Below are 25,461 nucleotides of genomic sequence, written 5' to 3'. Positions count from 1 at the left end.
CCGCCATTCTTTTCTGAAACCTGTCGAGCTCCGAGATTCCTGATCGCCCTCCGGTCGATTTCCGCGCAAGCGCGGTTCGCCATGCAAACATAGCTCCTACAGCGGCTTCGTAGAAATGAAGAGACACCGGGAACTTTCCAACCTTTCCCTATCCCATCGAACGTAGCTCGTAGCTGCCTGTTGTCATGTAACCGACACCCTATCTCTCTAGGCTGTTATGCCATGTTATGGATAACGACCAGCCTGTTATGTCTCGCCTGTTGATTCTGTTTCCCTGCAGCCACATGGGCAATCTGCTGATAGCCCTGCCCCATCTGCGCGCCATGCTGGCCGCACAGCCAGACGCGTTGCTGGTGGTGAGTCAGCGCTATCAATCGCTGGTGGAGCAGAGCCTGCCCGGTGAGACTCGTCTGTTGTATTACCCGGAGCAGGCCCTGTCTCGGCAGGCACCGCTGTTTCAGCGAGTGCATCGTTACCTGCAGCTGGTCATGGCCATGCGTCGCTTCAACGCGGACGTGGCGGTGGATATCGAGGGGGAGCAGAAGTCTGCCACGCTGGCGCGATTAAGTGGTGCCGCCGAGCGCATCGGGCCGCGTCGCCGCCATGGCCAGTGGTTCTACACCCGACAACCGCAAGCGGACTGGTCTGGCCATCGCTGGCAAGGCTATGCCAGCCTGAGCCAACCTGCCGCCAACTCACCGGCACGTTATCTGCCCCTGAATGCCAGCGCCGATGGCATGAAAGAAGTGGACGCTATCCTGACAGACATCGACTCAACGGATGGTCTGGTGGCCATTCATGCCGGCGCCACCAAGACATACAAAATCTGGCACGCAGAGCAATTTGCTGCGCTTTGCCAACAGCTGCGCCGAGCCGGGCTTACCCCACTGCTGATTGGCGCTGGCCAGAAAGATCGCCAGCAGATTGCCCGTATCCAGAGCTTTCTCTGCGACCCGGTTATCGACCTGTGCGATCAGCTCAGCCTCGCCGGGCTGATCGCCTTGCTGAAACGCAGCCGCGGCTTTGTCGGCAACGACAGCGGCCCCATGCATCTGGCCGCAGCTTGCGGACTGCCTGCCGTGGCCCTGTTCGGGCCCACCGATGACACCCTCTGGCACCCACTCTCCCCCCATGCACAGGTATTGCGCTGGCAGCATTGCCATCGGGATTGCGAACGCAGCAGTTGCGCCCTGGACAGCTACCCCTGCCTGCAACGCATTACGGTGGACCGGGTGGTCAATACCCTGGAAGAACTGGGAGTGATACCTGTCGCCCACCCGGGCCCGATGAAGACGTTGCGCATTTCCTGATACGGCCCGTCCCGAATCACCGTTGGAGCCTTGCTCGCAAGGCGGATATTCCAGGGGACTTCCTGAGTATTTTCGACCCTTCGCTTTGCAAGCAAAGCTCCAACGGCCTTTTTCACCCTGAAAAAAACCGCGAGGTGTTTCCACCTCACGGTCTAGAGACATGGGAGATTGTCTTTTCTATTGGCAATCAGAAGCCATCAAACAATCCGGCCAGCAACCCGGTGATCGGCGACAACAGATCCAGCAGCGGTGCCAGGGGGCTGAGCAGTCGCTCATCCAGTTGTTCGGTCACTTCCCGCACCACGATCAGCAGCCCTGAAGACAGCGCATCACCCGGCAAGGTCGCATAATCCTCCGCGCCGGGAATCTGGTTGAGCCAGAGCACGTCGTTGACCAGATTCTCCAGGGTCTGCTGTACCGTGCCCACCAGTTGCTCACCGGTGGCACTGGTATCCAGCAGGACCAGTTGCTCCAGGGTATTCGCCAGACCCAGAGAAACGGTAGAGAGCACCGAGGTCAGCCCGGCAAACACTGGCACGTCGCTCGGCACCTGCTCTTCAATGCCATCAAGAATATTGTTCAGGTTGCGGGACAATGCCACCAGCGGGCCGGCGATAAAGGCAATGTCTTCCACCGTGCCGCCTTCACCCGCATCACCACCACCGCCACCAAAACCGGCGGCCAGGGCATCGAACGCACCGCCCAGTTGATCAAAGGGTGCCGGCAGACCGCTGGTATCGATGGCCTGCAATTGCTCCGACGCCGCCAGCACCGCCTGAACGGACTGGGTGATTCCACTACTGTCGCCTTGCAGGATCGCAGCGGTGGCCGCATCCATGGCATTGAACAGGATATCGGTCCCGGCAATCATCTGGTCGAACACCTGACGCTGATCGTCGGGCAAATTGGCACCGGCCTGGGTAAAACCGGACACCAGGGTTTCACGCAGCTCTTTCAGCGGACCAGTAAAATCCGCATCAAAGCTGTCCGGCAATGGCAGCGGCAAGGCGCCGTCACCCAGGGGCAGACCGGAAAAATCATTGCCCGGCACCAACCCCGTCATAGGCTGTTTGTCATAACAGTGGGTATAGGCCGGGGTCAGCTCGCCGTTGCTGATCACGCCCAGTCCTTCTGCCTCCGGCTCTACCACATAGGCATCCAGGCAGAGGGTGGCCGGCGCCAGGGTAACCGGGTCGGCTTCAGTGGCCTTCATCCAGAAGAAACCATAGACATCGCCTTGCTGGAAACGCGCCGCATTGCGTTGCGGATCATCAATGGACCGGGTCTTGCCGGCGGCGCCACTGACCACGAACTCGGTACGGCCGCACTCCGGCACCGCTTCGAGAACCTGCAGATCATGGTCGTGACCAGCAAAGAAAAAGTCGGTCTGATCACAGACTGCTTCTTCCATAAACGCCTTCCAGCGCTCCCCGGCCAACACCGGCAGAATCTCACTGGGCACACCATCATAGTTGCCGGCGTTGCCATGGGTACCATTGGACAAATAGGGATGGTGGGCCATGGCGATCTTGAACACGGCATTGGAGCCGGCCAGAGTGTTCACCGTCCAGTTGCGCTGGTCGATGCCATAGGTGTGGTAGGCATAGGCGATATCCGGATCACCGAAACCACCGGCAATGGGGTTGGAATCCAGTGCCACGAAATCCACCAGCGATCGGGGATTGGTGTGGGTGGTGCCAGCACTATGCAGGAAATAACGGTCCGGCATATTCCAACGGTTGGACAGTTTGCCGTCGAAGTAGGTGTAATCTACCTGAAACTCACCACGTGAATTTCCCGCGCCGTCGCCGCCCACATAGGCCGTATTGTCGTGGTTACCCAGGACCATATAGAAAGGCAGCTGCACCGGCTCGAAAGGCTTCTCAAATTTTTCTGCGAATTGGGGGTCGTCCACACTGGTGACACCGGACTCGTAGATGTTGTCACCCAAGCCGACAACCAGGTCACAGCCCGGAAACGCCATGTCGTCCACAAACTCATCTTTGCGCTGGCAGACTTCGGCGATGGCTTCACCCACCGCATACTGACCGGCAGAGCCACTACCGGAATCACCGATCACAATAAAACGCAGTGCCGCTGGCGGGTTGCTGGCCACCGGCCCTTCACCGCCCTCATCACCACCTTCTCCATCCCCCGGCTCGGATGGGTTGTTGGGAGTTTCGCTGTTACCGCCAGCGTCATCGCTGTTCGCCGGGCCGGAGCCGGAAGAGCCCCCGCCGCCACAGGCTGTCAGCGTCAATGCCGCCACCAGGGGCAACAGTTTCCAGGGAAAAGTCATGACATCACCTCATCGGAATTCGGTACAGGAGGATAGAAAGCCGCGGTGCGCAGGGAACGCGGCCGAGACGGGGGCAGGTCTTCGACAATGCGACTGTCACCGCTTTTCACCGCCACAACCTTGGTCTTGCTGGTATCGATCTGGCCACGCTGATCGAAGGATTCGATGCTCTGCGCGTAGTAGAACTCGCCCTGGGTACGCTGGCGATCCACGTCCACCAGAATGAAACCGCGGGATTTGGCTTCCACATAACGGATATGCGGGTTAACCACTGGAATCAGCGCGCCGGCCACTTCTGCCGCCCCGTCCGGGAATCCCGGGCTGGTCACCGCCGGGGTGACCAGCTCTGCTGCCAGCGGCTTGTCGAACAGATCACCGAGTAATGAGCCCGGGTTGCGATAGATTTCACTGGCCCAGGAGGTATGAATATCCCCGGTGAGAATCACCACATTATCGATGTTGTTGTCGTCGATATGGTTGAGAATTTTCAGTCGGTCTGCCGCATAGCCATCCCATTGATCCATGTTGATGGCGGACAGATTGCCGCGCAGTTGTGCGCTGCGCTCATCCAGGGTCGGCAGCTCGGCAATGTTGAGCTGGGCAAACATGACCTGCTGGCCGATGAAACGCCACTGACTGGTGGAGGCGCTGAGACTGTCGAGCAGAAAGTCCATCTGCTCGGCACTGATCAGGTGGCGGTCTTCATCGTTGCGGGCCGGGTCAGCGGGAATCGTCAGTTGCTCGTCACGGCCTTCCAGACGCGTGTCCAGCATGGTCAGATCCAGCAGATCACCGAACTGGAAACGGCGATAGATCACACTGTTATTACCCGGTTCGCGAGGGCGAATGGGCAGCCATTCGAAGTAGGCCTGCTGGGCAATCTGTTTGCGGGTTTCCCAGTCGCCTTCAGTGAGCGGCTGGTGATTCTCGGCACCGTCGCGGTAGCTGTCGTTGGTAGATTCGTGATCATCCCAGACAGCGATCATGGGGAATTGCTGATGAATCGCCTGCAGATCCTGATCGGTCTTGTACTGGGCATGGCGTTGGCGGTAATCGCTCAGCGACACCATTTCATGGGCCGGCAGCGGGTCACGGTCGGGAAAATCACCATATTCTCCCGCGCCATATTCGTAGATGTAATCCCCAAGGTGGAGGACAAAATCCAGGTCCGAGTGATTGGCCACCGCCCGGTACACCGAGAAAAATCCATTGGGATAATTGGAACAGGACACCACCGCGAAACGGGCGCGGTCGATAAAACGATCAGAGGCCGGAAAGGTCCGGGTACGACCCACCGCAGAGGTCTTGTTCGCCACCGCAAACTGATAGTAGTACCAGCGGTCTGCCTGCAGGCCCGAGGCATCCACCTTCACGCAGTAGTCTGCTGCTGCCGTGGCCGTAGCCGCATAAGTAGCCACGATCTGCTGCATGGCCGGATCACTGGCCACGGTAACCGCCACCGCCACATCCTCACCGTTGCCAAGGTCTGGCGTTACCCGCGTCCACAGAATAACCCGGTCGGACAGTGGGTCCCCGGATGCCACCCCATGCAGAAAAGACGCAGAGGGCAATGCATCAGGCTGATCCGGAATCTCGGGCTGATTCGGTGTCGGTGTATTAACCGATGTCGTTGGCGAACTGCTGCCACCCCCGCAACCCGCTAATGCGAGCGTACTGCCCGCACCCAGCGCCTGCACCAGGCGACGTCGTTTGTGATCCATGGAATTTCCCCCTGATTGAACGCCATCGCTTCACGCGCTGACGACTCAAGATTAGGCAGGAAATTGCATCGGGACAGTGGGCCTTGGGTAGTTGCACTGTAGTACTATGTAGCCCCCTGTAACCGCCCAGTTAAAGGTGACAGAGGCATGAATAACGGCTGAAAAATCTATGACGATGGCCGGGAAAAACGCGCTACACCAGCGCAAATGCGCCGGGCAGATGCTGTCGAAGGGTAAGCAGATTCTCCTCCTGCACGTCCATCTCACCGAAGCAGTTGGCCATGGTGCCCGCATACTGGAGCCCATCCTTTTCAATCGCTTCCGCGGTCAACAGTGCATGATTGATACAGCCCAGTTTCATCCCCACTACCTGAATAACCGGTAGCTCCAGGGCACTAGCCAGGCCGGATAGCATTTCCCGGTCATTGAGAGGCACCCGCCAGCCGCCCGCGCCTTCAATCAGAATCAGGTCTGCTTTATGAGCACTCAGGGCGCCGCGCACATAACCCACCAACCGTGACAGAGTGATGGCCTTTCCCTCCTGCCGGGCAGCAATATGCGGCGCAACCGGCGCTTTCAACGCCACCGGATTAACCAACTCATAGGGCAATGTCACCGAGCTGGCCGCCATCAACTGCAGGGCATCATCATTGCGCCAGCCCTCTGCGGTTTCCTCACACCCGGCGGCTACCGGCTTGAGACCGTAGCAACTCAAGCCGGCTTCGCGGGCACGCTCTAGCAGACGACAGCTCACCCAGGTCTTGCCGACTTCGGTGTCGGTGCCGGTGACGAAGAAGATGCCTTTGAGTGCGGGGAGCGGTGGTTTTTGGTTTTCCATAGCTATCCTTGGGTTGAGCTTATCGCTTTGATCGCCCTTCGGTCGATTCCGTGCTTCGCACGGTTCGTCCCTCAAGAGGAACTCCTACAAGCGGCTTCGTAGAAACTTCAGAACCCCCGCGAACGTCCAAGTTTTTCTTAATCCAATCAGCGTAGCTCAAAGCTTTTCCGCTTCCAGGAACAACACATTCCAGGTCAGCGGCAACCCCTGCCCGGTACGCCTGGTTTCGTATTCTGCCACCATCGCCTGCCAGGCATTCTTGCCGGTGAGGCCGCTGGCGCCATTCACGTGATCCGCGCCGGTAGCCTTGAGGCGGCGAGCAATCTGTTTGACCGAATCGTAGTATTCCACCATCACCTGTTGCTGGCATTGCGCATAGGCAAACCCAGCCTGCAAAGCCGCGCCCTGCCAGTCCTTCAACGACGGCAAGGGATTCACATGGGGACGATGATTGACTCCCTGCCAGCTCTGATTCAATTCCTGCAGAGAACCAGCCAGGGGGACCGCCAGCAACAACCGCCCTCCCGGGGCCAACACCCGGCACACCTCCGCCATGACCCTGACCGGGTGGCACCACTGCAAGGCAAAACAGGAAAACACCAGCCCCTGGGACGACGCCTGCAGCGGCAGGGATTCCGCATCCGCGCACAGGGGCTGGTAATGATCGTTGAGTCGGCCCCGTTCAGCGGCTTCGTTAAGCATATCGGATGACAAATCCACCGCCTGCCATAACACCTCCGGCAGAGCCTGTTGCTGGGCACGGGCAAAGGGTGCGGTGGCACAGCCAAGATCGAGAGCCGCCGGCTTCACCAGTTGGTCAGGCAGTCGCTGGACCAGCGAGCGCCCCACAGCCAGCTGCAGCTCCGCGTGCGCATCGTAACTCCGCGCGGCACGGCTGAAATGCTGACTGACAGCAGTCTTTAGTGGCGAGTCCACAGTCGGCTCAGCCAACCAGTCGATGGTCGCGATAGAAGTCATAGACGGCCCGGGTAAACGTATCGGGGGCGGACAGGAAAGGCACATGGGCCACCTGTTCGATCAGGGCGGTGCGGCCGGTTTGAATCAGGGGCTCCACCGCCGCCATGGCGGCCGCCGGCACGATATGATCGTTCTCGCCGAACACCATCAGCACCGGCATGGGCAGGGATTTCAGCGTACCGCGCAGGTCCGTATCACGGAGAATATCGAGACCGCCGCGCAGGGCCCTGCGCGCCGGCAGGCCGCAGAAATAAAGAATGTCTTTCAGGCGCGCGGTGTCTTCACGCATGGCCGCACTGCCCTTGCAGTTGAGGGCCAGGAAGCGCACCAGGGTACCCTCGTAATCCTCGTCGAACATCTCGGCAAACTTGGCCAGGATGTCCGCCTTCATGGCTGGCGGCCAATCTGCGGCCGCAGTGAAGCGGGGGGACGTGGCCACGGTGACGACAGACTGCACTCTCTGCGGCGCCTTCTCTGCCATGGCCAATGCCACCAGCCCACCCAGGGACCAGCCAAGCAAATGGGCCTGTTCCGGCATGATCGCCAACACCTGGTCGGCGAGAAAGCCCAGGGTGTAGTCATCATTGGGGAGCGGACTCTGCCCCATGCCCGGCAGATCCACCACAGTGACACGGAACCGTTCCAGCAACGCCGGCACAATGTCGTCAAAGACAATGGCATGCAGACCCCAGCCATGGATCAGCACCACATCCTGGGCATCCGCATCCGGGACGCCGGTGGCTTTGTAGGTGTTGTGGAAAGGGATCAGCTTGGGCATTCGATTTTCCTTGGTCTGTCGTCGGAGGTCTGAGCCCTGGCGACAAAAACAAACAACAGTATCGGGTTTTCGAGGTTAGCGACCGACATCCAACATTCAGCGTCCAACCTCTTCCAGCGCCACCAACAACGCCTCCACATCCGTTTCTTGATGGCTGGCCGACAACGTCACCCTCAAGCGAGCCTGACCCTCCGGCACCGTTGGCGGGCGAATGGCGGTGACCAGAAATCCTTTCTCGCGCAGCTGCTGGCTAAGTGTCAGGGCCTGCTGATCCGCACCGATCAGCAAAGGCTGGATCGGCGTGGCCGATTCCATCAGAGAGAAACCCAGTTGCTGGGCACCAACACGAAAATGCTGGATCAGTGCCGCCAGTTTTTCTCTTCGCCAATGTTCTTCGCGGGCCTTGGACAGGCTAACCAGGGTGGCCGTCGCCACCGCTGCCGGCATGGCGGTGGTGTAGATATAGGTACGCGCGAATTGTATCAGGGTCTCGATCAATGCATGGCTGCCAGCCACGAAGGCACCGGCGCTACCCAGCCCCTTGCCGAGCGTGCCCATCAGTACCGGCACCCTCTCATTCACGCCCTGCGCAAAGACACTGCCACGCCCCTGCGCATCCAGTACGCCCAGGCCATGGGCATCGTCCACCATCAGCCAGGCATCATTGTCTTCGCAGGCAGCGGCATAATCAGCCAAGGGCGCCACATCGCCATCCATGCTGAACACCCCGTCAGTGACCACCAGCTTGCGGCGCGCATCACTGCGCTGCAGCTGGCCACGCAGAGCAGATGAATCGTTGTGAGCAAAACGGCGAAACCGGGCACCACTGAGCAAGCCACCATCCAGCAGGGAGGCATGATTGAGGCGGTCGTGAAACACCGCATCGCCCTTGCCCAGCAAGGCGGTCATCACGCCCAGATTGGCCATGTAACCGTTGGAAAACAGCAGCGCTCTTTCGCGCCCGACATGATCAGCCAGCGCCTCTTCCAGTTGCTGGTGGGGACGCTGATGACCGCAGACCAGATGGGAGGCACCACTGCCGACGCCCCAGTCTGCCACTGCCCCCTGAAAGGCGGCGATCACCGCCGGATCATTGGCCAATCCAAGATAATCATTGCTGCAGAAATTCAGATACCAGCGCCCGTCCACCACCGCATAGCGGCCACAGGGACCATCCTGAATCAGGGGTTGCCGGTAACGATGTTGCTCACGGCGAGCCGCCAGGTCGGCGGCCAGATCGAAAGCCATGGCTCAATGTTCGGTGGCAGCGGGACGGCCGGTGTCCTTGTCCAGCACATGTTTGGCGGGGCGTTTGCCGCCGTCATTCTGCGCCATGGCGTTATAGAACAGCCCGGCCTCTTCTGCCTGCTGCTCCGCCACCTGGGCCTTGATCACATCCTCATGGGCTTCGTCGGACGCTTCATGACGCAAATCCAGAGGATGAATGCCCAGGCGCTTGAACAATTGCTGATCGTGGTTGGCTTCCGGGTTGTCCGTGGTCAACAGCCGCTCGCCGTAGAAGATGGAGTTGGCACCGGCCAGGAAGCACAGGGCCTGGGCCTCATCGTTCATTTCCTGGCGGCCGGCGGACAGGCGCACATAGGATTGCGGCATCAGAATACGCGCCACCGCCACAGTGCGGACAAACTCGAACGGGTCCAGGTCATCCACCTCCGCCAGCGGTGTCCCTTCGATCTTCACCAGCATGTTGATGGGCACGGATTCCGGATGGTGCGGCAGATTGGCAAGCTGCTGCAGCAGACCGACCCGGTCATCGCGCTGCTCGCCCATGCCGACGATACCGCCACAGCACACCTTCATGCCGGCATCGCGTACATTGGCGAGCGTGGAGAGTCGGTCATTATAGGTGCGGGTGGTAATGACCTGGCCGTAGTATTCCGGCGAGGTATCCAGGTTGTGGTTGTAGTAATCGAGACCCGCGTCCGCCAACGCGTCCGCCTGGCCTTGATCCAGCATGCCCAGGGTCATGCAGGTTTCCAGACCCAGGGATTTCACCTGCCGCACCATGTCCAGCACATAGGGCATGTCTTTGTCGCGAGGGCTCCGCCAGGCAGCCCCCATGCAAAAGCGGGAGGCCCCCTTGTCGCGGGCCGCTTGCGCTTCTTCCACCACCCGCGCCACTTCCAGCAGCTTTTCTTTTTCCAGCTCGGTGTTGTAGTGACCGGACTGGGAGCAGTATTTGCAATCCTCCGGGCAGGCGCCGGTCTTGATGGACAACAAGGTGCTCACCTGGACGGCATTGGGATCGAAATGGGCCCGGTGCACATTGGCTGCCTGAAACAGCAAATCGTTGAACGGCAAGGCAAACAGGGCGTCGATCTCACTGCGTTTCCAGTCATGGCGTACAGCAACGTCAGAGGCTGGCGATTGGGCGGGGCTGGCGGTTGCGGGCATGCTTCTTCTCCATTCGGGAATTCAAGCAGGCTAGGGAGCAATATGACACCTGTCAACCTGATAGAGGCAACAAAAGTTTACTGCAGGTTGTTTTTTGACCAATCCTGCCGCTGCCTGTTCTGCGGACAAACCCAGAGCCACCAGGTATGCCCTTCCTGCCTGGTATTGCTGGCGCGCCTGGATGGCCCTCTGTGTCGATGCGGCCTGCATCACCCCGCTGGTAGTCCCCATGGGGTCATTCCCGCTCCGCTCTGTGGACGCTGCCTGCGTCAGCCTCCCCCCTTTACTGCCAGCCAGGCCCCTCTGCACTACAGCTTCCCACTGGATAGGCTAATTGGTCGTTACAAGTACCGCGGTGATCTGGTGGCGGAAAGAGGGATCGAACAGTTACTGGCAGACACCCCCTGCCCCTGGCCAGACATGGATGCCCTCTGCGCGCTGCCCGCTCACTGGCGGCGCCGTTGGCAGCGGGGTTTCGACCAGAGTCAGCGGCTGACCGATCGTCTTGCCAGTCTGTGGGGCATGCCGTCATTAACGGCCCTGACGCGCCAACAAGCGACGCCCATGCAGCAGGGGCTCAGTCGTCGCCAGCGGCGCCGCAATCTACATGGCGCCTTTGCCTGCACCCGGCCGGTCACCGGGCTGAGGCTACTACTGGTGGATGATGTCATGACCACTGGCAGCAGCGCCCGCGCCGCCGCCGAATGCCTGCTACGCCATGGCGCAACCGAAGTACGGGTATGGACCCTGGCACGGACCCGGGAGCGTTAACGGCGACGCTGTTGTCATTACACGCAACCCTCTGCGTTTCGGCCTGCCACTCTGCCCTTGTTGCAGCTCATCCCCGGCATTGAAAGTCACTCGCCCGGACTGTATTTCAACCGCCTGTTAGGCATAATGAATCCCTGTTCACGGAGGGATACCCATGAAAACAACAATAACCCTGATAACTCTGCTTTTACTCACCGGCACCCTTGCCAGCCATGCCCATGCCGAAGACCGTTACAGCGGCGTCACCCTGATTCGCGGCACCGTTGTTTCAGTCGGCCGAGTCGACCCCACTGAAAACGTGGACACCGGTTTCTTTGTCGATGCCAACTACAGCAGCGTGGCCATCAACGCCGGCATTGGCAGCAAGAAATTCGGCGATTCGCCGCTGCGCTCAGACCAGCGCGAGGACGACCTTTCCGAAGCTGATGGCGAGCGGGTCAACAACGCCTATGCCGGCATCGGTTTCGGTCGTATCGTGCAGATCCAGTACGGCTACGGCAATCATGGTGACCTGCTGCGCTTCCGCTCCGATTTCAATTATCGCTCGGTGGTGGATTTCTTTACTGGCAAACGTACCCCCAAGGACCGCATGACCCTGGGTGACCGCATCACTTTTACCATAGCAGTGGAACAGTACCAGGACAGTGACGAAGAGATTTTCGACAATGCCACCTGGGGGGTGGGTCTGTTGTTCTGAGCCAGCGATCAAGAAAGGATCATTGATGGAAGTTCATATCGCCCAGGGACATAACCCGCCGCACAATATTCACGGCATTACCGTGATCATCGATGTGATTCGTGCGTTTACCACCAGCCACCATGCCTTCCGCAAAGGTCTGCGCTGCATCTGGCCGGTGGAGAACGCGGAACAAGCCTTTGCCCTGCGTGACGAGCACCTGCCCGACGCCTTGCTGGCCGGAGAAGTGGATGCCCTGCCGATCAAGGGGTTTGATTTCGGCAACTCTCCCTGGGAAATCGATCAGGCGGACTTGCAGGATCGGGAATTGATCCTGCGCACCACCAACGGCGTGGCGGCCACCCTGAAAGCCCGGGACAGCAAGGAAGTACTGGTTGCCGGGCTGGTGAATGCGCAAGCGACCGCCAACTATCTGCGCGAACAAAACCCACCCACAGTGGTACTGGTGGCCTCTCATCCCACGGGCGATGAAGACGTGGCCTGTGCGGAATATATTCGCCATTTGCTTGGCGGCGAAGGCGTCAGCTATGCCATCGCCCGCGAACGCACCCTGAACGCCAGGGCCGCCAAAAAATTCTACGACGGCACTCACCCCCGCCTACGCCCTCAGGACATTGACGCTGCGGCGGCAAGCGAAGGCGACAACGCCCTGATCATGCGGGTCAGCTTTGATCCTTTCCCCTGCATCACCGCACACCGGGCGACCTAGCAGGCTGTTGACCCGGAACGTCAAGGTTTCCGTTCTTTTTGATCAATGCGGTTCGCCTGCCGGGCTTGTTACTGTTGAAACCACTTCAACGAACAGGACAGCCCCATGATCCAGTGGTCCGAACAACAACAGATGATCCAGAAGATGGTGCGCGATTTCGTGGAAAAGGAAATCGTGCCGCAGCTGGATGACATCGAATACAACGGCGTGCCGCCCTACGACATCCTGCGCAAGCTGATCAAGACCTTCGGCATGGATGTGATGGCTCAGCAATCCTTCGAGAAACAGCTGGCCCGGGAGAAGGCCATTGCCGCCGGGGAAACCGTGGAAGAGAAGAAAAAGGCCGGCCCCTCTGCCATGGCCGGCGAAGAAGCCGCCATGCGCATGATCCCCATCATCGAGATCTGCAAGCATGCCCAGGGGCTTGTCACGGCCATGGGCGTGTCCATGGGCCTGGGCGGTGGCGCCATCATGAGCAAGGGCACCATCGAACAGAAAGAACGCTGGGCCCTGCCACTGCTGACCCTGGAAAAGGTGGGCGCCTGGGCAATCTCAGAGCCCAACGCTGGCTCCGATGCCTTCGGACAGATGAAGACACTGGCCAAACGTGACGGCAATGGTGGCTACATCATCAACGGCAGCAAGACCTGGATCACCAACGGCCCCTATGCCGATACCATCATCCTGATCTGCAAGCTGGATGAGGAAGGGGTCGCCGCCGACCAGCGCAAGATTGTCTCCTTCATTCTCGACAGCGGCATGGAAGGCCTGGAGCAGTCCAAACCCTTCAAGAAGATGGGGATCGGCTCCTCCCCCACCGGCGAGCTGTTCCTGTCTGGCGTCAAAGTCGGCGCCGACCGACTGCTGGGCGGCAGTGAAGACGGCTACGGCCGCAGCGGCGCCAAGGGTACCTTCATGCAGGAACGCGCCGGTGTCGCCGCCATGGCCCTGGGTATGGTGGAACGGGCGCTGCAACTGAGCACCCAGTACGCCCATGACCGGGTCCAGTTCGGCCGGGCAATCGGCCAGAACCAGCTGATTCAGCTCAAACTGGCGAAAATGGAAGTGGCCCGCACCAACCTGCAGAACATGGTGTTTCGCTATATCGAGATGACCGCCGCAGGCCAGCAGATGACACTGGCGGAAGCCTCTGCCATGAAACTGTATGCCGCCCAGGCGGCCATGGAAGTGGCCACCGAGGCGGTGCAGATCCATGGCGGTTACGGCTACATGCGCGAATCACGAGTGGAACAGCTGATGCGCGACGCCAAGATCCTGCAGATCTACGCCGGCACCGACGAAATGCAGATTATTGCCATTGCCCGGGACTTGCTGGGGCGCGTGTAAGCCGTTGACTATAAAGTCCGTAAGCTTTTTGCCAGGCGCAATGTCAGCATATTGACCATTGCGCCCGGCAGAATGGTTTTTGTGGTCTTCATCACACTCTGGGTTCCGTCATACACTCAACCATTATTCGTAGTAAAGGCTGATGACTCAGCCTAGGTGGTTGAGATGTTAGTACGCTATAGGGCTGATCGCGCCGCAGTTGCCCTGGTGTTAGCGGTGTTTGCCATTCAACTGGGCCTGTTTTTCCTCAGCGACGGCCTGACAACCTGGCTGGCCATGCTGGCCCTGCTGCCGGTGCAGGTCTCCTGTGGTGCCATCTGCCACAACCATCACCATGTGAATGTGTTCGTGAAAAAGCCGCTGAACCGGCTGTTCGAATGCATCCTCTACCTGCAGACCGGCACCAGCCCCCTGAGCTGGACCCTGCATCATAATATCGGCCACCATAAGCATTACCTGGACCCGGACAGTGACCCCTCACCCTGGCAGCAGGCGGATGGTTCGCTGATGCCACGCTGGCGCTATGTGCTGATCAATACGCTGAGGGTCTACCCGGAAATCCACCGTGTCGGCCAACGCCACCCGCAGCTATACCAGCGCTTCCTGCGCTTGTTAGTACTCGCAAACATGCCGCTATTGCTGGCACTGCTATACGATCCGCGCAACGCCGTCATTCTGTTCGTCCTGCCCATGGCGGCCATGCTGTTCATGCTGCTGGATAACACCTATGGCCAGCACGCAGGCACCGGTTTCCAGGACCACTATCACGCCTCGCGCAATGTGGAACTGAAACGCTACAACCTGCCCTCCTGGAATCTGGGTTACCACACGGCACACCATATGTTGCCCGGGCTGCACTGGAGCCAGTTGCCGGCACTGCATGACAAGATCCGCCACCGTATTCCCGAGCACCTGATCACCGACAACATCCTCTTGCAGTGGGAACCCGCCCGCCAGCAACGGGAGGGGCTGCCCTCATGATACGCGGCCTGATTATCTGCCTGATCATGTGCTGTGCCGCTGGCGCCCGGGCGCAGGACTGCTATTACTACTGGGTGCATCAGTGCATCGAAGTGGTCGACGCCAGTCAGAGACAGCTCAAGCAATTCGTGCTGATCTCTCCGGCGGTGAACTACCTGCAGGCTGAAGGCCAGCAATGCAGCGACGCCGTGGCCGAGCGCCAGCAGCCCATCACCGCCGAGCTGCTGGCCCGATTCAACCAGGCTGCCGAGAAGATCAGCGCCTGCCAGACCCCGGTCACGGAACTACCTGCCCGGGTCTACGACAAACCTCACCAGGCCACATGGCATTACAACCGCAGCCGCAAGGCCAGCGCGCAGAAAACCGTGATTCCACTGGAAGGTTTACCCGTCCTCTAAGAGATCAATGCCAATCGCTGCACATCCGGCTGGGTGTGCTATGATCGACGGGCTTTTTCTATCCGGGGCGAATAATGAAAACAATTAAAACTGCCGCGTTACTGATCTGCACCCTACTGCTCGCCAGCTGCCAGAATCTGCAGGGCGAACGGCAAGGTGACTACTACTTCTCTCCCGCTGGCGCCTATATTCTGGATATGAGTATCAACACCTTCCGGGGTGAAGTGGTGCTCGACGAACGCTGCGACCGCCATGGTGGCTCCACCACCTTCTGGGACGGCAGCGGGCGCCTGTTCCGCGTGGACTATCTGAGTGCGGAAAATCACCCGATGATCCAGGCACCACGGTTTGCCTCCGATCTGACCCTGCTTAACCTGACCCTGAACAGCTATCTGCGTGAAGTAGTGGCCAAGGCCCCCATGATCACCAGTGCGGAAGCCTCCTACCGGGAATTCCTGGAAGACGCCGATCCACGTGCCCTGTTCGCCATCATCGGCATTAATGTGGATGCCGCCCAGGTGAAAGACAGCGAGGCGGAAAGCGGCACCTACTACTATGGTTTCATGCTGTTCAAGCGTGGCGACCGCATCTATGTGTTGCAGCACCGTCAGCCGGTACTGATGCCCGAAAAGATGAAGGCCGTACTGCTGAATCTGGCCGACGGCATGGAAATTCCCGGCCGCGTTCGCGACGACACGGACATGGAAAAGCTGCGACGGCTATTGAAGAAAATGGCCCCCGGCGGCACCAATGGTGACCCGGTCCGACTGTGCGAACCCGCCTAGCAAGTTGCAAAGAGCAATAGGCTTGGTGTGTACTGGATAGGCAGAAACCCGCGCTTCAAGACAACAATGGCGCGGGTCCTATGCTCTTCGGGAAACAGCACCAAAAGCTGACTTTTGGGTTTTCGCTGTTAACTATTCACTATTAACGATTCACTGCTGTTATGACTTCCCTGACAACACAGAGCTGCGAAGCATGCCGGGCTGACGCACCCCGGGTAACCGACCAGGAGCGCCAGGAGCTGCATCCTCAAATCCCTGAGTGGATTCTGGTAGAGGAAGACGGCATCGAGAAGCTGCAACGGCATTTCTCTTTCAAGAATTTCGTCGACGCCCTGGCTTTTACCAATCAGGTTGGCGAGCTGGCGGAAAAAGAGGGCCATCACCCGGCCATACTCACCGAGTACGGCAAGGTGACGGTCACCTGGTGGACCCACAAAATTGGCGGCCTGCACCGCAACGACTTCATCAGCGCAGCCAAGACCGACGCGCTGATGGGCCCCGCTAGCTGAAAGCAAGCTTCAAGGCACGAGTGTTGCCTTTCGCTCCTCGTGCCTATCTTCCCGCTCCTCGTATTCACAGCCTTTCTTTGACCATTTCCTCCACCGCCATGATCAAAACGGCTTGCGGCAACTGTGCCGGCCTTTGCTAGCATTCTTCTCAACCGAAGGAGAAACAGCATGGCCCTTTCCGAAGAACAGAAAACCCTGATCAAAGCCGCCAGCGAAAAGACTTTTCCGTTTGTGGAACGCTGCGGGGTAAAGACCCTGGATGTGGAGCGAGGCTACTGCAAGATGGTGATGCCCTTTGAGCCCAACATTAACCATGTTGGCATCATGTATGCGGGCGCGCTCTACACCATCGCCGAACTGCCCGGCGGGGTGATCTACCTGACGTCCTTCGACACCAAGCGCTGCTACCCCATCGTCAAGGACATGTCGATCCGCTTCCGCCGCCCGGCTACCACCGATATCACAGTGGAGGTCACCCTCAGCGAGGAAGAGATCGCACGCATCGAAAAGACCACCGAAGAGATGGGTAAATGCGACTTCGAATGGGACGTGGAATTGAAAGACGCCAATGGCGAGGTGGTTGCCATCACCCATAACGTCTATCAGATGCGCAAGATCGGCGGGTGAGGTACGACAAGCCGCAAGCTACAACGCGATTCGAAGCCCTTCTCTTTTCAAAGGCCAGAGCCGCGCCCAGAATTCCGGCGCGGCTCCTGCGTTACAAAGCGAGCAACCCCCGGATTCGCGTTGTAGCTTGTAGCTTGCGGCTTGTTATTCCGCCTGCTCACAGAACCCGTTCGGACCCATATTAACGGTGGTTGAGCATTGCCATTCCAGGCCACGCACCCCTCCCTCCACCGGCCAGGTAGTCAGCTCATGGCCCTCCAGCCGGCCAGCCAGCTCCAGTTTCAGCATGCCCTCGCGGAGCATGTAGGCTCGCTTGATACGCTGATCCACCACCTGCTCAGGCGCAATCCCCATATCGTTCAGGCTGCCCGGCCACTTGCCGCTGGACAGATAGTACTCACTGATCTGCATGCGCAGCACCGACACGGTACTGAATGCCTGTGCCAGTGCAGAACGATCGCGGCTGTCACTGAACAGCTCCCAGGTTTTCGGGTCGATACCTGGCGGTGGCTCATCCTTGTGCTGCGGGCCAATTGCCTGGGAGGTCTCGGGAATCGGCACCCGCCGGGCCAGGGCATCGATATCCGCGACATAACGGGCCCGAAGCGTGCAGCGTGAACCGCTCCAGCGACGCCCCTGCAGAGTGGGTTTTTCTTCCTGCAACTGGCTTAAATAGGCATCCCGAAGCAGGGATTCAGAGCGATCCTGCTGCTTGTAGGCCAGCTTACGTTTCTGGTAATCATCGGTGGCTGCAATAACGCTGAGCAAGCTGACATGCAGCTCTTCAGTCATCATCTGCAAGGCCCGGTCGCAGACCTGCTGCTCACTCTCCCCCTCCCCGGCCCGCTCCACCTTGGCCAGAGCCAGTGACATGGCCATTGCCGGTGCTCCCCACACCAGCAACAGGACCGCTATAACAGTGCGCATTCCCCTTCCCCCCAATCTTCAAGCTACAACGCGATTGAATGTTTTATCTGTGTTGAACGCAAGGCGCCGCGCCCAATCTCCCTGCGCGGCGCCTGCGACGCAAGACCAGACAAGCCCCGGATTCGCGTTGCAGCTTGTAGCTCGCCGCTTCTTACTTTCTGCTGAATTCCTGCACCGCGTCGATAAAGACACCCGCATGGGCCGGGTCCACCTGCGGCGTGATGCCGTGCCCGAGGTTGAAAATATGGCCGGGGTGATCGCCGAAGTCCGTCAGGATGCGTTTCACTTCCGCACGGATGGCATCCGCAGACGCATACAACACCGCCGGGTCCATGTTGCCCTGCAGGGCAACCTTGTTGCCCACACGCCGGCGAGCCTCGCCAATATTGATGGTCCAGTCGAGCCCCAGGGCGTCACAACCGGAAGCGGCCATGGACTCCAGCCACAGGCCACCATTCTTGGTGAACAGGATCACCGGCACCTTGCGGCCTTCGTGGTCGCGAATCAGGCCATCGACGATTTTCTGCATGTATTTCAGGGAAAACTGCTGGTAGGCCTCGGCGGACAGAGCGCCACCCCAGGTATCAAAGATCTGCACCACCTGGGCACCATGGCGAATCTGGGCGTTCAGATACGAGGTGACCGATTGCGCCAATTTATCCAGCAGGGCATGAGCCAACTCTGGCTGGCTGTAGACCATGGCCTTGAGATGACGGAAGTCCTTGCTGGAGCCGCCCTCAACCATGTAGGTGGCCAGGGTCCACGGGCTGCCGGAAAAGCCGATCAGGGGAACCCGGCCATTGAGAGCCCCACGAATGGTGCTGACCGCCTTCATCACATAACCCAGATCGCTTTCCGCATCGGGAATCGGCAGCGCTGCCACGTCTGCTTCGGTGCGCACCACCTTGCTAAATTTCGGCCCTTCCCCGGTCTCGAAATACAGCCCCAGGCCCATGGCATCAGGAATGGTGAGGATATCGGAGAACAGGATGGCTGCATCCAGCGGGTAACGTTCCAGCGGCTGCAGGGTGACCTCGCAAGCCAGATCCGCATTCCGGCAAAGGTCCATGAACGAGCCAGCATGCTCACGGCTGGCACGGTATTCCGGCAAATAACGACCGGCCTGGCGCATCATCCACACCGGTGTCTGATCCACAGGCTCACGGTTGAGGGCACGAAGAAAACGGTCGTTTTGTAGAGGAGCGAAGGTCATGAGTGATCCTTTGGGTCTGACGCCGCAGATCTGTGAACGGCGCCCTGAAACAATCGGCAATAGCCGGCAACTTTACCCTATTCAGCCCGTTGTGCGCATAACAAAAGGGCCCGCATTGCGGGCCCTCCGTGTCACACTTTCGGCTTTCTTACACATCCAGATAATCAAGAATGCCCTTGGCCGCTTCACGCCCTTCCCAGATGGCGGTCACCACCAGGTCGGAGCCGCGCACCATATCGCCGCCAGCAAAGATCTTCTCGTTGCTGGTCTGGAATGGGAATTCCTGTTCTTCAACAGCCTGAACACGGCCGGAATCGTCAGTCGTCACATTCTTGGGCTCGAACCAGTCCGCCGGGCTGGGACGGAAACCGAAGGCCACGATGACCGCATCCGCCGGCAGAATTTCCTCGCTGCCCGGAATCGGCTCGGGACGACGACGACCGTTGTTGTCCGCCTCACCCAACTTGGTTTCCACCACTTTCACGCCGGTGACCTTGCCGTCTTCCCCCACCACTTCGATGGGCTGACGGTTGAACAGGAACTGCACGCCTTCTTCCTTGGCGTTGGCCACTTCCTTGCGGGAACCGGGCATGTTCTCTTCGTCACGACGGTAGGCGCAGACCACGCTGCCCGCCTGCTGGCGAATGGAGGTGCGGTTACAATCCATGGCGGTGTCACCACCACCCAGCACCACAACACGCTTGCCCTTCATGTCGATGAAGTCAGCCGGGTCTTTTTCGAAACCCAGGTTGCGATTGGCATTGGCCACCAGGAACGGCAACGCTTCGTGCACACCATCCAGGTCTTCACCGGGGAACCCACCCTTCATGTAGGTGTAAGTGCCCATGCCCATGAAGACGGCATCGTAGTCGGCCAGCAGTTCATCAATGGTGATGTCCTTGCCCACTTCCACGCCCAGACGGAATTCCACGCCCATGCCTTCAAACACTTCACGGCGCTTGGCCATGACCGGCTTTTCCAGCTTGAACTCGGGAATGCCGAAGGTGAGCAGACCGCCGATTTCCTCGTAACGGTCGAATACCACCGGCTTCACACCGCTGCGTACCAGCACGTCGGCACAGCCGATACCCGCAGGGCCGGCACCAATCACGGCAACCTTCTTGTCGGTCCACACCACCTTGGACATGTCCGGACGCCAGCCCATGGCCAGGGCGGTGTCGGTGATGTATTTCTCGGTGGCACCGATGGTGACCGCACCAAAGCCGTCATTCAGGGTACAGGCCCCTTCACAGAGGCGATCCTGCGGGCACACGCGGCCACAGACTTCCGGCAGGGAGTTGGTCTGGTGACTCAGCTCCACCGCTTCCATCAGGTTGCCTTCACTGATCAGCTTCAACCAGTTGGGGATGTAGTTGTGGACCGGGCACTTCCATTCACAGTACGGGTTGCCGCAGTGCAGGCAACGGTGCGCCTGATGCTCCACTTCCCGAGTGTCGTACGGGTGGTAGATTTCCTCGTACTTGTGCTTGCGGTCGTCAATGTCCTTTTTCTTCGGATCGTGCCGGGGCACGTCGAGAAACTGGAAGTTATTGCTCAAACGTTCAGCCATGGTCTCCCCCGTTATGCCGGATTGGCACGCGTGCTCTTGAGCAGGTTTTCCAGGCTTGCAGCCTTGGGCTTAACCAGCCAGAACTTGCGGCTCATGGCATCAAAGTTATCCAGAATGTACTGGCCCCATTCGCTGCCGGTCTCTTGCACGTAATCGGAGATCACGCCACGCAGGTGGCTGCGGTGAGACTCGGTAGCTTCGGAACTGATGCGATGCAATTCGATCAGTTCCGGGTTGATGCGGTCGAAGAAGTCGTTGTCTTCGTCCAGTACAAAGGCGAAACCACCAGTCATGCCGGCACCGAAGTTGTGCCCGGTGCGACCCAGCACGGTGATGGAACCGCCAGTCATGTATTCACAGCAGTGATCGCCAGCGCCTTCCACCACGGCGTGGGCGCCGGAGTTACGTACCCCGAAGCGCTCGCCAGCGGTACCCGCAGCCATCAACTTGCCGCCGGTAGCACCGTACAGGCAGGTGTTACCGATAATGGCCGTTTCCTGGCTCTTGAACGGGCTGCCATTGGGCGGACGAATCACCAGCTTGCCACCGGCCATGCCCTTGCCCACGTAATCGTTGGCATCACCTTCGATGTACATGTGCAGGCCACCGGCGTTGAACACACCGAAACTTTGCCCGGCGGTACCGGTGAAGCGCACCTTGATCGGCGCGGTTTCCATATCCAGGTTGCCGTGACGCTTGGCGATTTCGCCGGACACCCGGGCCCCCACGGAGCGATCACAGTTGGTGATCTCGTAGTGGAAGGAGCCGCCGGACTTGCTGTCGATGGCCGTCAGCATGTCCTCAACCATTTTCTGGTTCAGCACCGCCTTGTCGAACGGCTCATTGCGGCTGACCTGGCAGTGGGTAGGCTTGTCAGCCGGCACCAGATCATTGCGCAGGATCGGCGTCAGATCCAGCTTGCCCTGACGCACGGTTTCGCCTTCCAGCACTTTCAGCAAGTCGGTGCGGCCGATCAGCTCGGGAATGCTCTTCACGCCCAACAGCGCCAGCAACTCACGAACTTCCTTGGCCACAAAGGTGAAGTAGTTGATCAGCAGTTCCGGCGCACCGATAAAGTGTTCCTTGCGCAGGTCTTCACGCTGGGTCGCCACGCCGGTAGCGCAGTTGTTCAGGTGACAGATACGCAGGTACTTACAACCCAGCACGATCATCGGCACGGTACCGAAACCGAAGGACTCGGCACCCAGGATAGCGGCCTTGATCACGTCCAGGCCGGTCTTCAGACCGCCATCGGTCTGCAGACGGATCTTGTCGCGCAGATCGTTACCGCGCAGCGCCTGATGGGCTTCCGCCAGGCCCAGCTCCCAGGGGGAGCCGGCATAACGGATGGAGGTCAGCGGGCTGGCCGCAGTACCGCCGTCGTAACCGGAAATGGTGATCAGGTCCGCGTAGGCCTTGGCCACACCGGAAGCCACGGTACCCACACCGGGCTCGGACACCAGCTTCACGGACACCTGGGCGTCCGGGTTGACCTGCTTGAGGTCGAAGATCAGCTGGGCCAGATCCTCAATGGAATAGATATCGTGGTGCGGTGGCGGCGAAATCAGGGTCACGCCGGGCACGGAGTGACGCAGACGCGCGATCAGCGCATTCACCTTGCCACCGGGCAGCTGACCGCCCTCGCCGGGCTTGGCGCCCTGGGCCACCTTGATCTGCAGCACCTCGGCATTGACCAGATAATGCGGGGTCACGCCGAAACGACCGGAAGCGATCTGCTTGATCTTGGAGACACGCTCGGTGCCGTAACGGGCCGGATCTTCACCACCCTCACCGGAGTTGGAGCGACCGCCCAGACGGTTCATGGCCGTAGCGATGGCCTCGTGGGCCTCCGGGCTCAGGGCGCCGAGGGACATACCCGCAGAGTCAAAGCGCAGCAGGATATTTTCCAGCGGCTCCACCTGCTCAACATCAATGGCTTGCACATCATCGCGCAGGGCAAAGAGATCGCGCAGGGTAGCCACCGGGCGCTTGTTGACCAGCTCGGCATACTCTTTGTAGGCGTCGTAGTCACTGTCCTGGGTAGCCCGGTGCAGGGCGTAGATCACGTCCGGGTTGAAGGCGTGATATTCCTTGCCATGGATGTACTTGAGAATACCGCCGGCATCGATGGGCTTGCGCTGCTTCCAGGCATCCTTGGCCAGGCTCTTCTGGTCCGCTTCGAAATCTTCGAAGCTGGCACCCTGGATCCGGCTGGGCACACCGCGGAAACACAGATCCACCACGTCACTGGCAACGCCCACTGCTTCAAACAGCTGGGCACCGCGGTAAGACGTAATGGTGGAGATCCCCATCTTGGAAAGGATCTTCATCAGGCCCTTGTTGATACCCTTGCGGAAGTTCTTCTGCAGCTCTACCGCATCGCCCAGCAGTTCGCCGGAGCGCACCATATCGGAGATCACATCGTAGGCCAGGTAGGGATAAACGGCGGTGGCGCCGAAACCGAACAGCACTGCGAAGTGATGGGAATCCCGCGCGGTGGCGGTTTCCACAATGATGTTGGCATCGGAACGCAGACCTTTCTCGGTCAGGTAATGATGCACCGCGCCGGTGGCCATCAGGGCGTGGATGGTCAACTGATCCTGGGCAATACCGTGGTCGGTAAGCACCAGAATCACCTTGCCATCGCGCACAGCCTGAACGGCCTGCTCGCAAAGGTTTTCCACCGCCTGACGCAGGCCGATCTGCGGGTCGTAATGCAGGCTCAACTTGGCCACATCGTACCCGGGACGATCAATCTTCATCAGGTTGGTGAATTTGGAATGGGACAACACCGGGGTAGACAGAATCGCCCGGTCGGCATGATCCGCCGTTTCCTCGAACACATTCCGCTCGGCACCCACACAGGTTTCCAGGCTCATCACGATCGCTTCGCGCAGCGGATCGATGGGCGGGTTAGTCACCTGAGCAAACTGTTGGCGGAAATAGTCGTACAGGGAGCGCTCGCGACGGGACAGCACCGCCATGGGCGTGTCATCGCCCATGGATCCGGTGGCTTCCTGGCCGGATTCTGCCAGCGGACGCAGCACCTGATCGCGCTCTTCAAAGCTGATCTGGAAAAACTTCTGGTAGCTGAGCAGATCCTGCTGATCCACCTCGTCGGTACGCTCCACTTCGTGGTCGTAATCCGCCTCGATGCGCAGGGCGTTGCCTTTCAGCCAGTCCCGGTAGGGATGACGCACCTTGAGACGATTATCGATGTCCTTGGTGTGCAGCACTTCACCGGTTTCGGTATCAATGGCCAGGATCTGGCCCGGCCCGACACGACCCTTGGCGACCACGTCTTCCGGCTTGTAACCATACACGCCGATTTCCGAGGCCAGGGTAATAAAGCCGTTCTTGGTCACGACCCAGCGGGCCGGACGCAGACCGTTACGGTCAAGCATACAAACCGCGTAACGGCCGTCGGTCATTACCAGACCGGCAGGACCATCCCAGGGCTCCATGTGCATGGAGTTATATTCGTAGAAGGCCCGCAGATCGGAATCCATGGTTTCCACGTTCTGCCAGGCCGGCGGGATCATCATGCGCACGGCGCGGAACAGATCCATGCCGCCAGCCAGCAGCACTTCCAGCATGTTATCCATGCTGGAAGAGTCGGAGCCGGTGCGGTTAACCAGCGGGCTCAACTCTTCCAGACCGGGCAACAGTTCATTTTCGAACTTGTTTTCTCGAGCCAGCGCCCAGTTACGGTTGCCCTGTACAGTATTGATTTCCCCGTTGTGAGCCAGATACCGGAACGGCTGGGCCAGCGGCCACTGCGGCGAGGTATTGGTAGAGAAGCGCTGATGGAACACCACAATGGCGGTTTCCATGGCACTGTCACCCAGGTCCGGGAAGAACGCCGGCAGGTCCACCGGCATCATCAGACCCTTGTAGGAAATCACCGAAGCAGACAGGGAGCAGACGTAGAAATAGCCATCGCTCTCCAGCGCCTTCTCCGCATGACGACGGGCAAAGAACAGGCGGCGGTTAAGCTCCTGCTCGGTATTGCCGTCAGCTGCCACCAGCACCTGCCAGAAGCCGGGCAGAGAGGCACGGGCCAGATCACCGAGACAGGCGTCGTCGGTGGGCACTTCACGCCAGCCCAGCACCTGCACGTCCTGCGCTTCCAGGGCCGTATTGATGGCGGCTTTCTGCTGTTCGGCCTGGTCGGCATCCGGGTGGGTAAAGATCATCCCCACGCCGTAGTTGTCCGGCAGACTAATGGATTGAGCTTCCGCAACCTTGCGGAAGAAAGAATCGGGTTTCTTGAGCAACAGACCGCAGCCATCACCGGTTTTTCCATCGGCATTAATGCCGCCCCGGTGAGTCATACATGTCAGTGCTTCGATGGCCGTTTGCAAAAGCTCGTGGCTGGCGTTGCCCTCCATATGGGCAATCAGACCAAAACCACAGTTGTCCCGGAATTCTCCGGGCTCAGTGAGCCCTCGCACCAGCGTTGAGTTCTGCTGCATCAAAACCTTTCCTCTTGAAATTCAGAGACTTACAGAAGGCGAATGGCGTCAGGATAGTGGTGACGGCAAAAAAGGGATATGCATTCTACACATTGCGCCCTTGGGCGACAAAT

At 59.4% G+C, this 25,461-nt stretch carries 21 protein-coding genes; 10 read left to right on the top strand and 11 right to left on the bottom strand.

The features are described from left to right. The first annotated feature begins 248 nt into the window (after positions 1 to 248). On the top strand, positions 249 to 1,310 hold the full coding sequence (locus ACMG4N_RS05415; protein WP_414433053.1) for a glycosyltransferase family 9 protein: 1,062 nt from the start codon (positions 249 to 251) through the stop codon (positions 1,308 to 1,310). A 187-nt stretch (positions 1,311 to 1,497) separates the two neighbouring features. On the opposite strand, the gene ACMG4N_RS05410 is transcribed toward ACMG4N_RS05415, so the two are convergent. The 7 genes from ACMG4N_RS05410 to bioB all read right to left on the bottom strand — a co-directional run bounded on the left by ACMG4N_RS05410 (position 1,498) and on the right by bioB (position 10,339). Beyond that, positions 1,498 to 3,609: a metallophosphoesterase gene (locus ACMG4N_RS05410; protein ID WP_414433052.1), complete on the bottom strand. Its 2,112-nt coding sequence runs from the start codon at positions 3,607 to 3,609 to the stop codon at positions 1,498 to 1,500. Then, positions 3,606 to 5,330: an alkaline phosphatase D family protein gene (locus tag ACMG4N_RS05405; RefSeq protein ID WP_414433051.1), complete on the bottom strand. Its 1,725-nt coding sequence runs from the start codon at positions 5,328 to 5,330 to the stop codon at positions 3,606 to 3,608. The genes ACMG4N_RS05410 and ACMG4N_RS05405 overlap by 4 nt, the downstream gene beginning before the upstream one ends. Before the next feature lie 193 nt (positions 5,331 to 5,523). Next, positions 5,524 to 6,168, bottom strand: a complete 645-nt coding sequence (bioD, locus tag ACMG4N_RS05400; RefSeq protein ID WP_297769731.1) for a dethiobiotin synthase — start codon at positions 6,166 to 6,168, stop codon at positions 5,524 to 5,526. A gap of 156 nt (positions 6,169 to 6,324) precedes the next feature. Beyond that, the gene (bioC, locus tag ACMG4N_RS05395; RefSeq protein ID WP_414433050.1) at positions 6,325 to 7,146 is read right to left on the bottom strand and encodes a malonyl-ACP O-methyltransferase BioC; all 822 of its coding nucleotides are present in this window, start codon (positions 7,144 to 7,146) and stop codon (positions 6,325 to 6,327) included. After that, positions 7,112 to 7,924: a pimeloyl-ACP methyl ester esterase BioH gene (gene bioH / locus ACMG4N_RS05390; protein WP_414433049.1), complete on the bottom strand. Its 813-nt coding sequence runs from the start codon at positions 7,922 to 7,924 to the stop codon at positions 7,112 to 7,114. Before bioH ends, bioC begins: the two co-directional genes overlap by 35 nt. Positions 7,925 to 8,020: 96 nt before the next feature. Continuing rightward, positions 8,021 to 9,172 (bottom strand): 8-amino-7-oxononanoate synthase, encoded by a 1,152-nt coding sequence (bioF, locus tag ACMG4N_RS05385; RefSeq protein ID WP_414433048.1) that lies wholly within the window; start codon positions 9,170 to 9,172, stop codon positions 8,021 to 8,023. Between the two features lie 3 nt (positions 9,173 to 9,175). After that, positions 9,176 to 10,339: a biotin synthase BioB gene (gene bioB, locus ACMG4N_RS05380; protein WP_286827110.1), complete on the bottom strand. Its 1,164-nt coding sequence runs from the start codon at positions 10,337 to 10,339 to the stop codon at positions 9,176 to 9,178. A gap of 42 nt (positions 10,340 to 10,381) precedes the next feature. On the opposite strand from bioB, the gene ACMG4N_RS05375 reads away from it, so the two are divergent. The 9 genes from ACMG4N_RS05375 to ACMG4N_RS05335 all read left to right on the top strand — a co-directional run bounded on the left by ACMG4N_RS05375 (position 10,382) and on the right by ACMG4N_RS05335 (position 17,163). Next, complete coding sequence (locus tag ACMG4N_RS05375) at positions 10,382 to 11,110, top strand: ComF family protein (RefSeq protein ID WP_414433047.1); 729 nt, start codon at positions 10,382 to 10,384, stop codon at positions 11,108 to 11,110. Positions 11,111 to 11,264: 154 nt separating this feature from the next. Next, a complete protein-coding gene (locus ACMG4N_RS05370) occupies positions 11,265 to 11,807 on the top strand; it encodes a hypothetical protein (protein WP_297769719.1) in 543 nt (180 codons plus the stop codon). Between the two features lie 25 nt (positions 11,808 to 11,832). Then, a complete protein-coding gene (locus tag ACMG4N_RS05365; RefSeq protein ID WP_414433046.1) occupies positions 11,833 to 12,516 on the top strand; it encodes a 2-phosphosulfolactate phosphatase in 684 nt (227 codons plus the stop codon). A 105-nt stretch (positions 12,517 to 12,621) separates the two neighbouring features. Continuing rightward, a complete protein-coding gene (locus ACMG4N_RS05360; RefSeq protein WP_414433045.1) occupies positions 12,622 to 13,863 on the top strand; it encodes an acyl-CoA dehydrogenase family protein in 1,242 nt (413 codons plus the stop codon). A gap of 165 nt (positions 13,864 to 14,028) precedes the next feature. Then, entirely contained in the window at positions 14,029 to 14,844 is an 816-nt protein-coding gene (locus tag ACMG4N_RS05355) for a fatty acid desaturase family protein (protein WP_297769713.1), read from the top strand. Then, positions 14,841 to 15,242 (top strand): hypothetical protein, encoded by a 402-nt coding sequence (locus tag ACMG4N_RS05350; RefSeq protein ID WP_297769711.1) that lies wholly within the window; start codon positions 14,841 to 14,843, stop codon positions 15,240 to 15,242. The genes ACMG4N_RS05355 and ACMG4N_RS05350 overlap by 4 nt, the downstream gene beginning before the upstream one ends. Positions 15,243 to 15,316: 74 nt before the next feature. Beyond that, positions 15,317 to 16,027: a hypothetical protein gene (locus ACMG4N_RS05345; RefSeq protein ID WP_297769709.1), complete on the top strand. Its 711-nt coding sequence runs from the start codon at positions 15,317 to 15,319 to the stop codon at positions 16,025 to 16,027. 161 nt (positions 16,028 to 16,188) lie between these two features. Next, positions 16,189 to 16,536 (top strand): 4a-hydroxytetrahydrobiopterin dehydratase, encoded by a 348-nt coding sequence (locus ACMG4N_RS05340; protein WP_297769707.1) that lies wholly within the window; start codon positions 16,189 to 16,191, stop codon positions 16,534 to 16,536. Positions 16,537 to 16,704: 168 nt separating this feature from the next. Further along, positions 16,705 to 17,163, top strand: coding sequence for a PaaI family thioesterase (locus ACMG4N_RS05335; RefSeq protein WP_414433044.1), 459 nt, complete (start codon positions 16,705 to 16,707; stop codon positions 17,161 to 17,163). A gap of 144 nt (positions 17,164 to 17,307) precedes the next feature. On the opposite strand, the gene ACMG4N_RS05330 is transcribed toward ACMG4N_RS05335, so the two are convergent. From ACMG4N_RS05330 to gltB, 4 genes are all read right to left on the bottom strand, one after another. Next, complete coding sequence (locus ACMG4N_RS05330; RefSeq protein ID WP_297769703.1) at positions 17,308 to 18,090, bottom strand: hypothetical protein; 783 nt, start codon at positions 18,088 to 18,090, stop codon at positions 17,308 to 17,310. 151 nt (positions 18,091 to 18,241) lie between these two features. Next, entirely contained in the window at positions 18,242 to 19,303 is a 1,062-nt protein-coding gene (gene hemE / locus ACMG4N_RS05325) for a uroporphyrinogen decarboxylase (RefSeq protein ID WP_297769701.1), read from the bottom strand. 148 nt (positions 19,304 to 19,451) lie between these two features. Next, complete coding sequence (locus tag ACMG4N_RS05320) at positions 19,452 to 20,873, bottom strand: FAD-dependent oxidoreductase (RefSeq protein WP_297769699.1); 1,422 nt, start codon at positions 20,871 to 20,873, stop codon at positions 19,452 to 19,454. Positions 20,874 to 20,884: 11 nt separating this feature from the next. After that, entirely contained in the window at positions 20,885 to 25,348 is a 4,464-nt protein-coding gene (gene gltB / locus ACMG4N_RS05315; protein ID WP_297769697.1) for a glutamate synthase large subunit, read from the bottom strand. Between the last annotated feature and the right edge of the window lie 113 nt (positions 25,349 to 25,461).

The sequence above is a fragment of the Alcanivorax sp. IL2 genome (genome assembly GCF_047495475.1).
Lineage (GTDB): Bacteria > Pseudomonadota > Gammaproteobacteria > Pseudomonadales > Alcanivoracaceae > Alcanivorax.
Note: the sequence above shows the minus strand (reverse complement) of the source record. Positions and strands in the feature narration are given on the sequence as shown.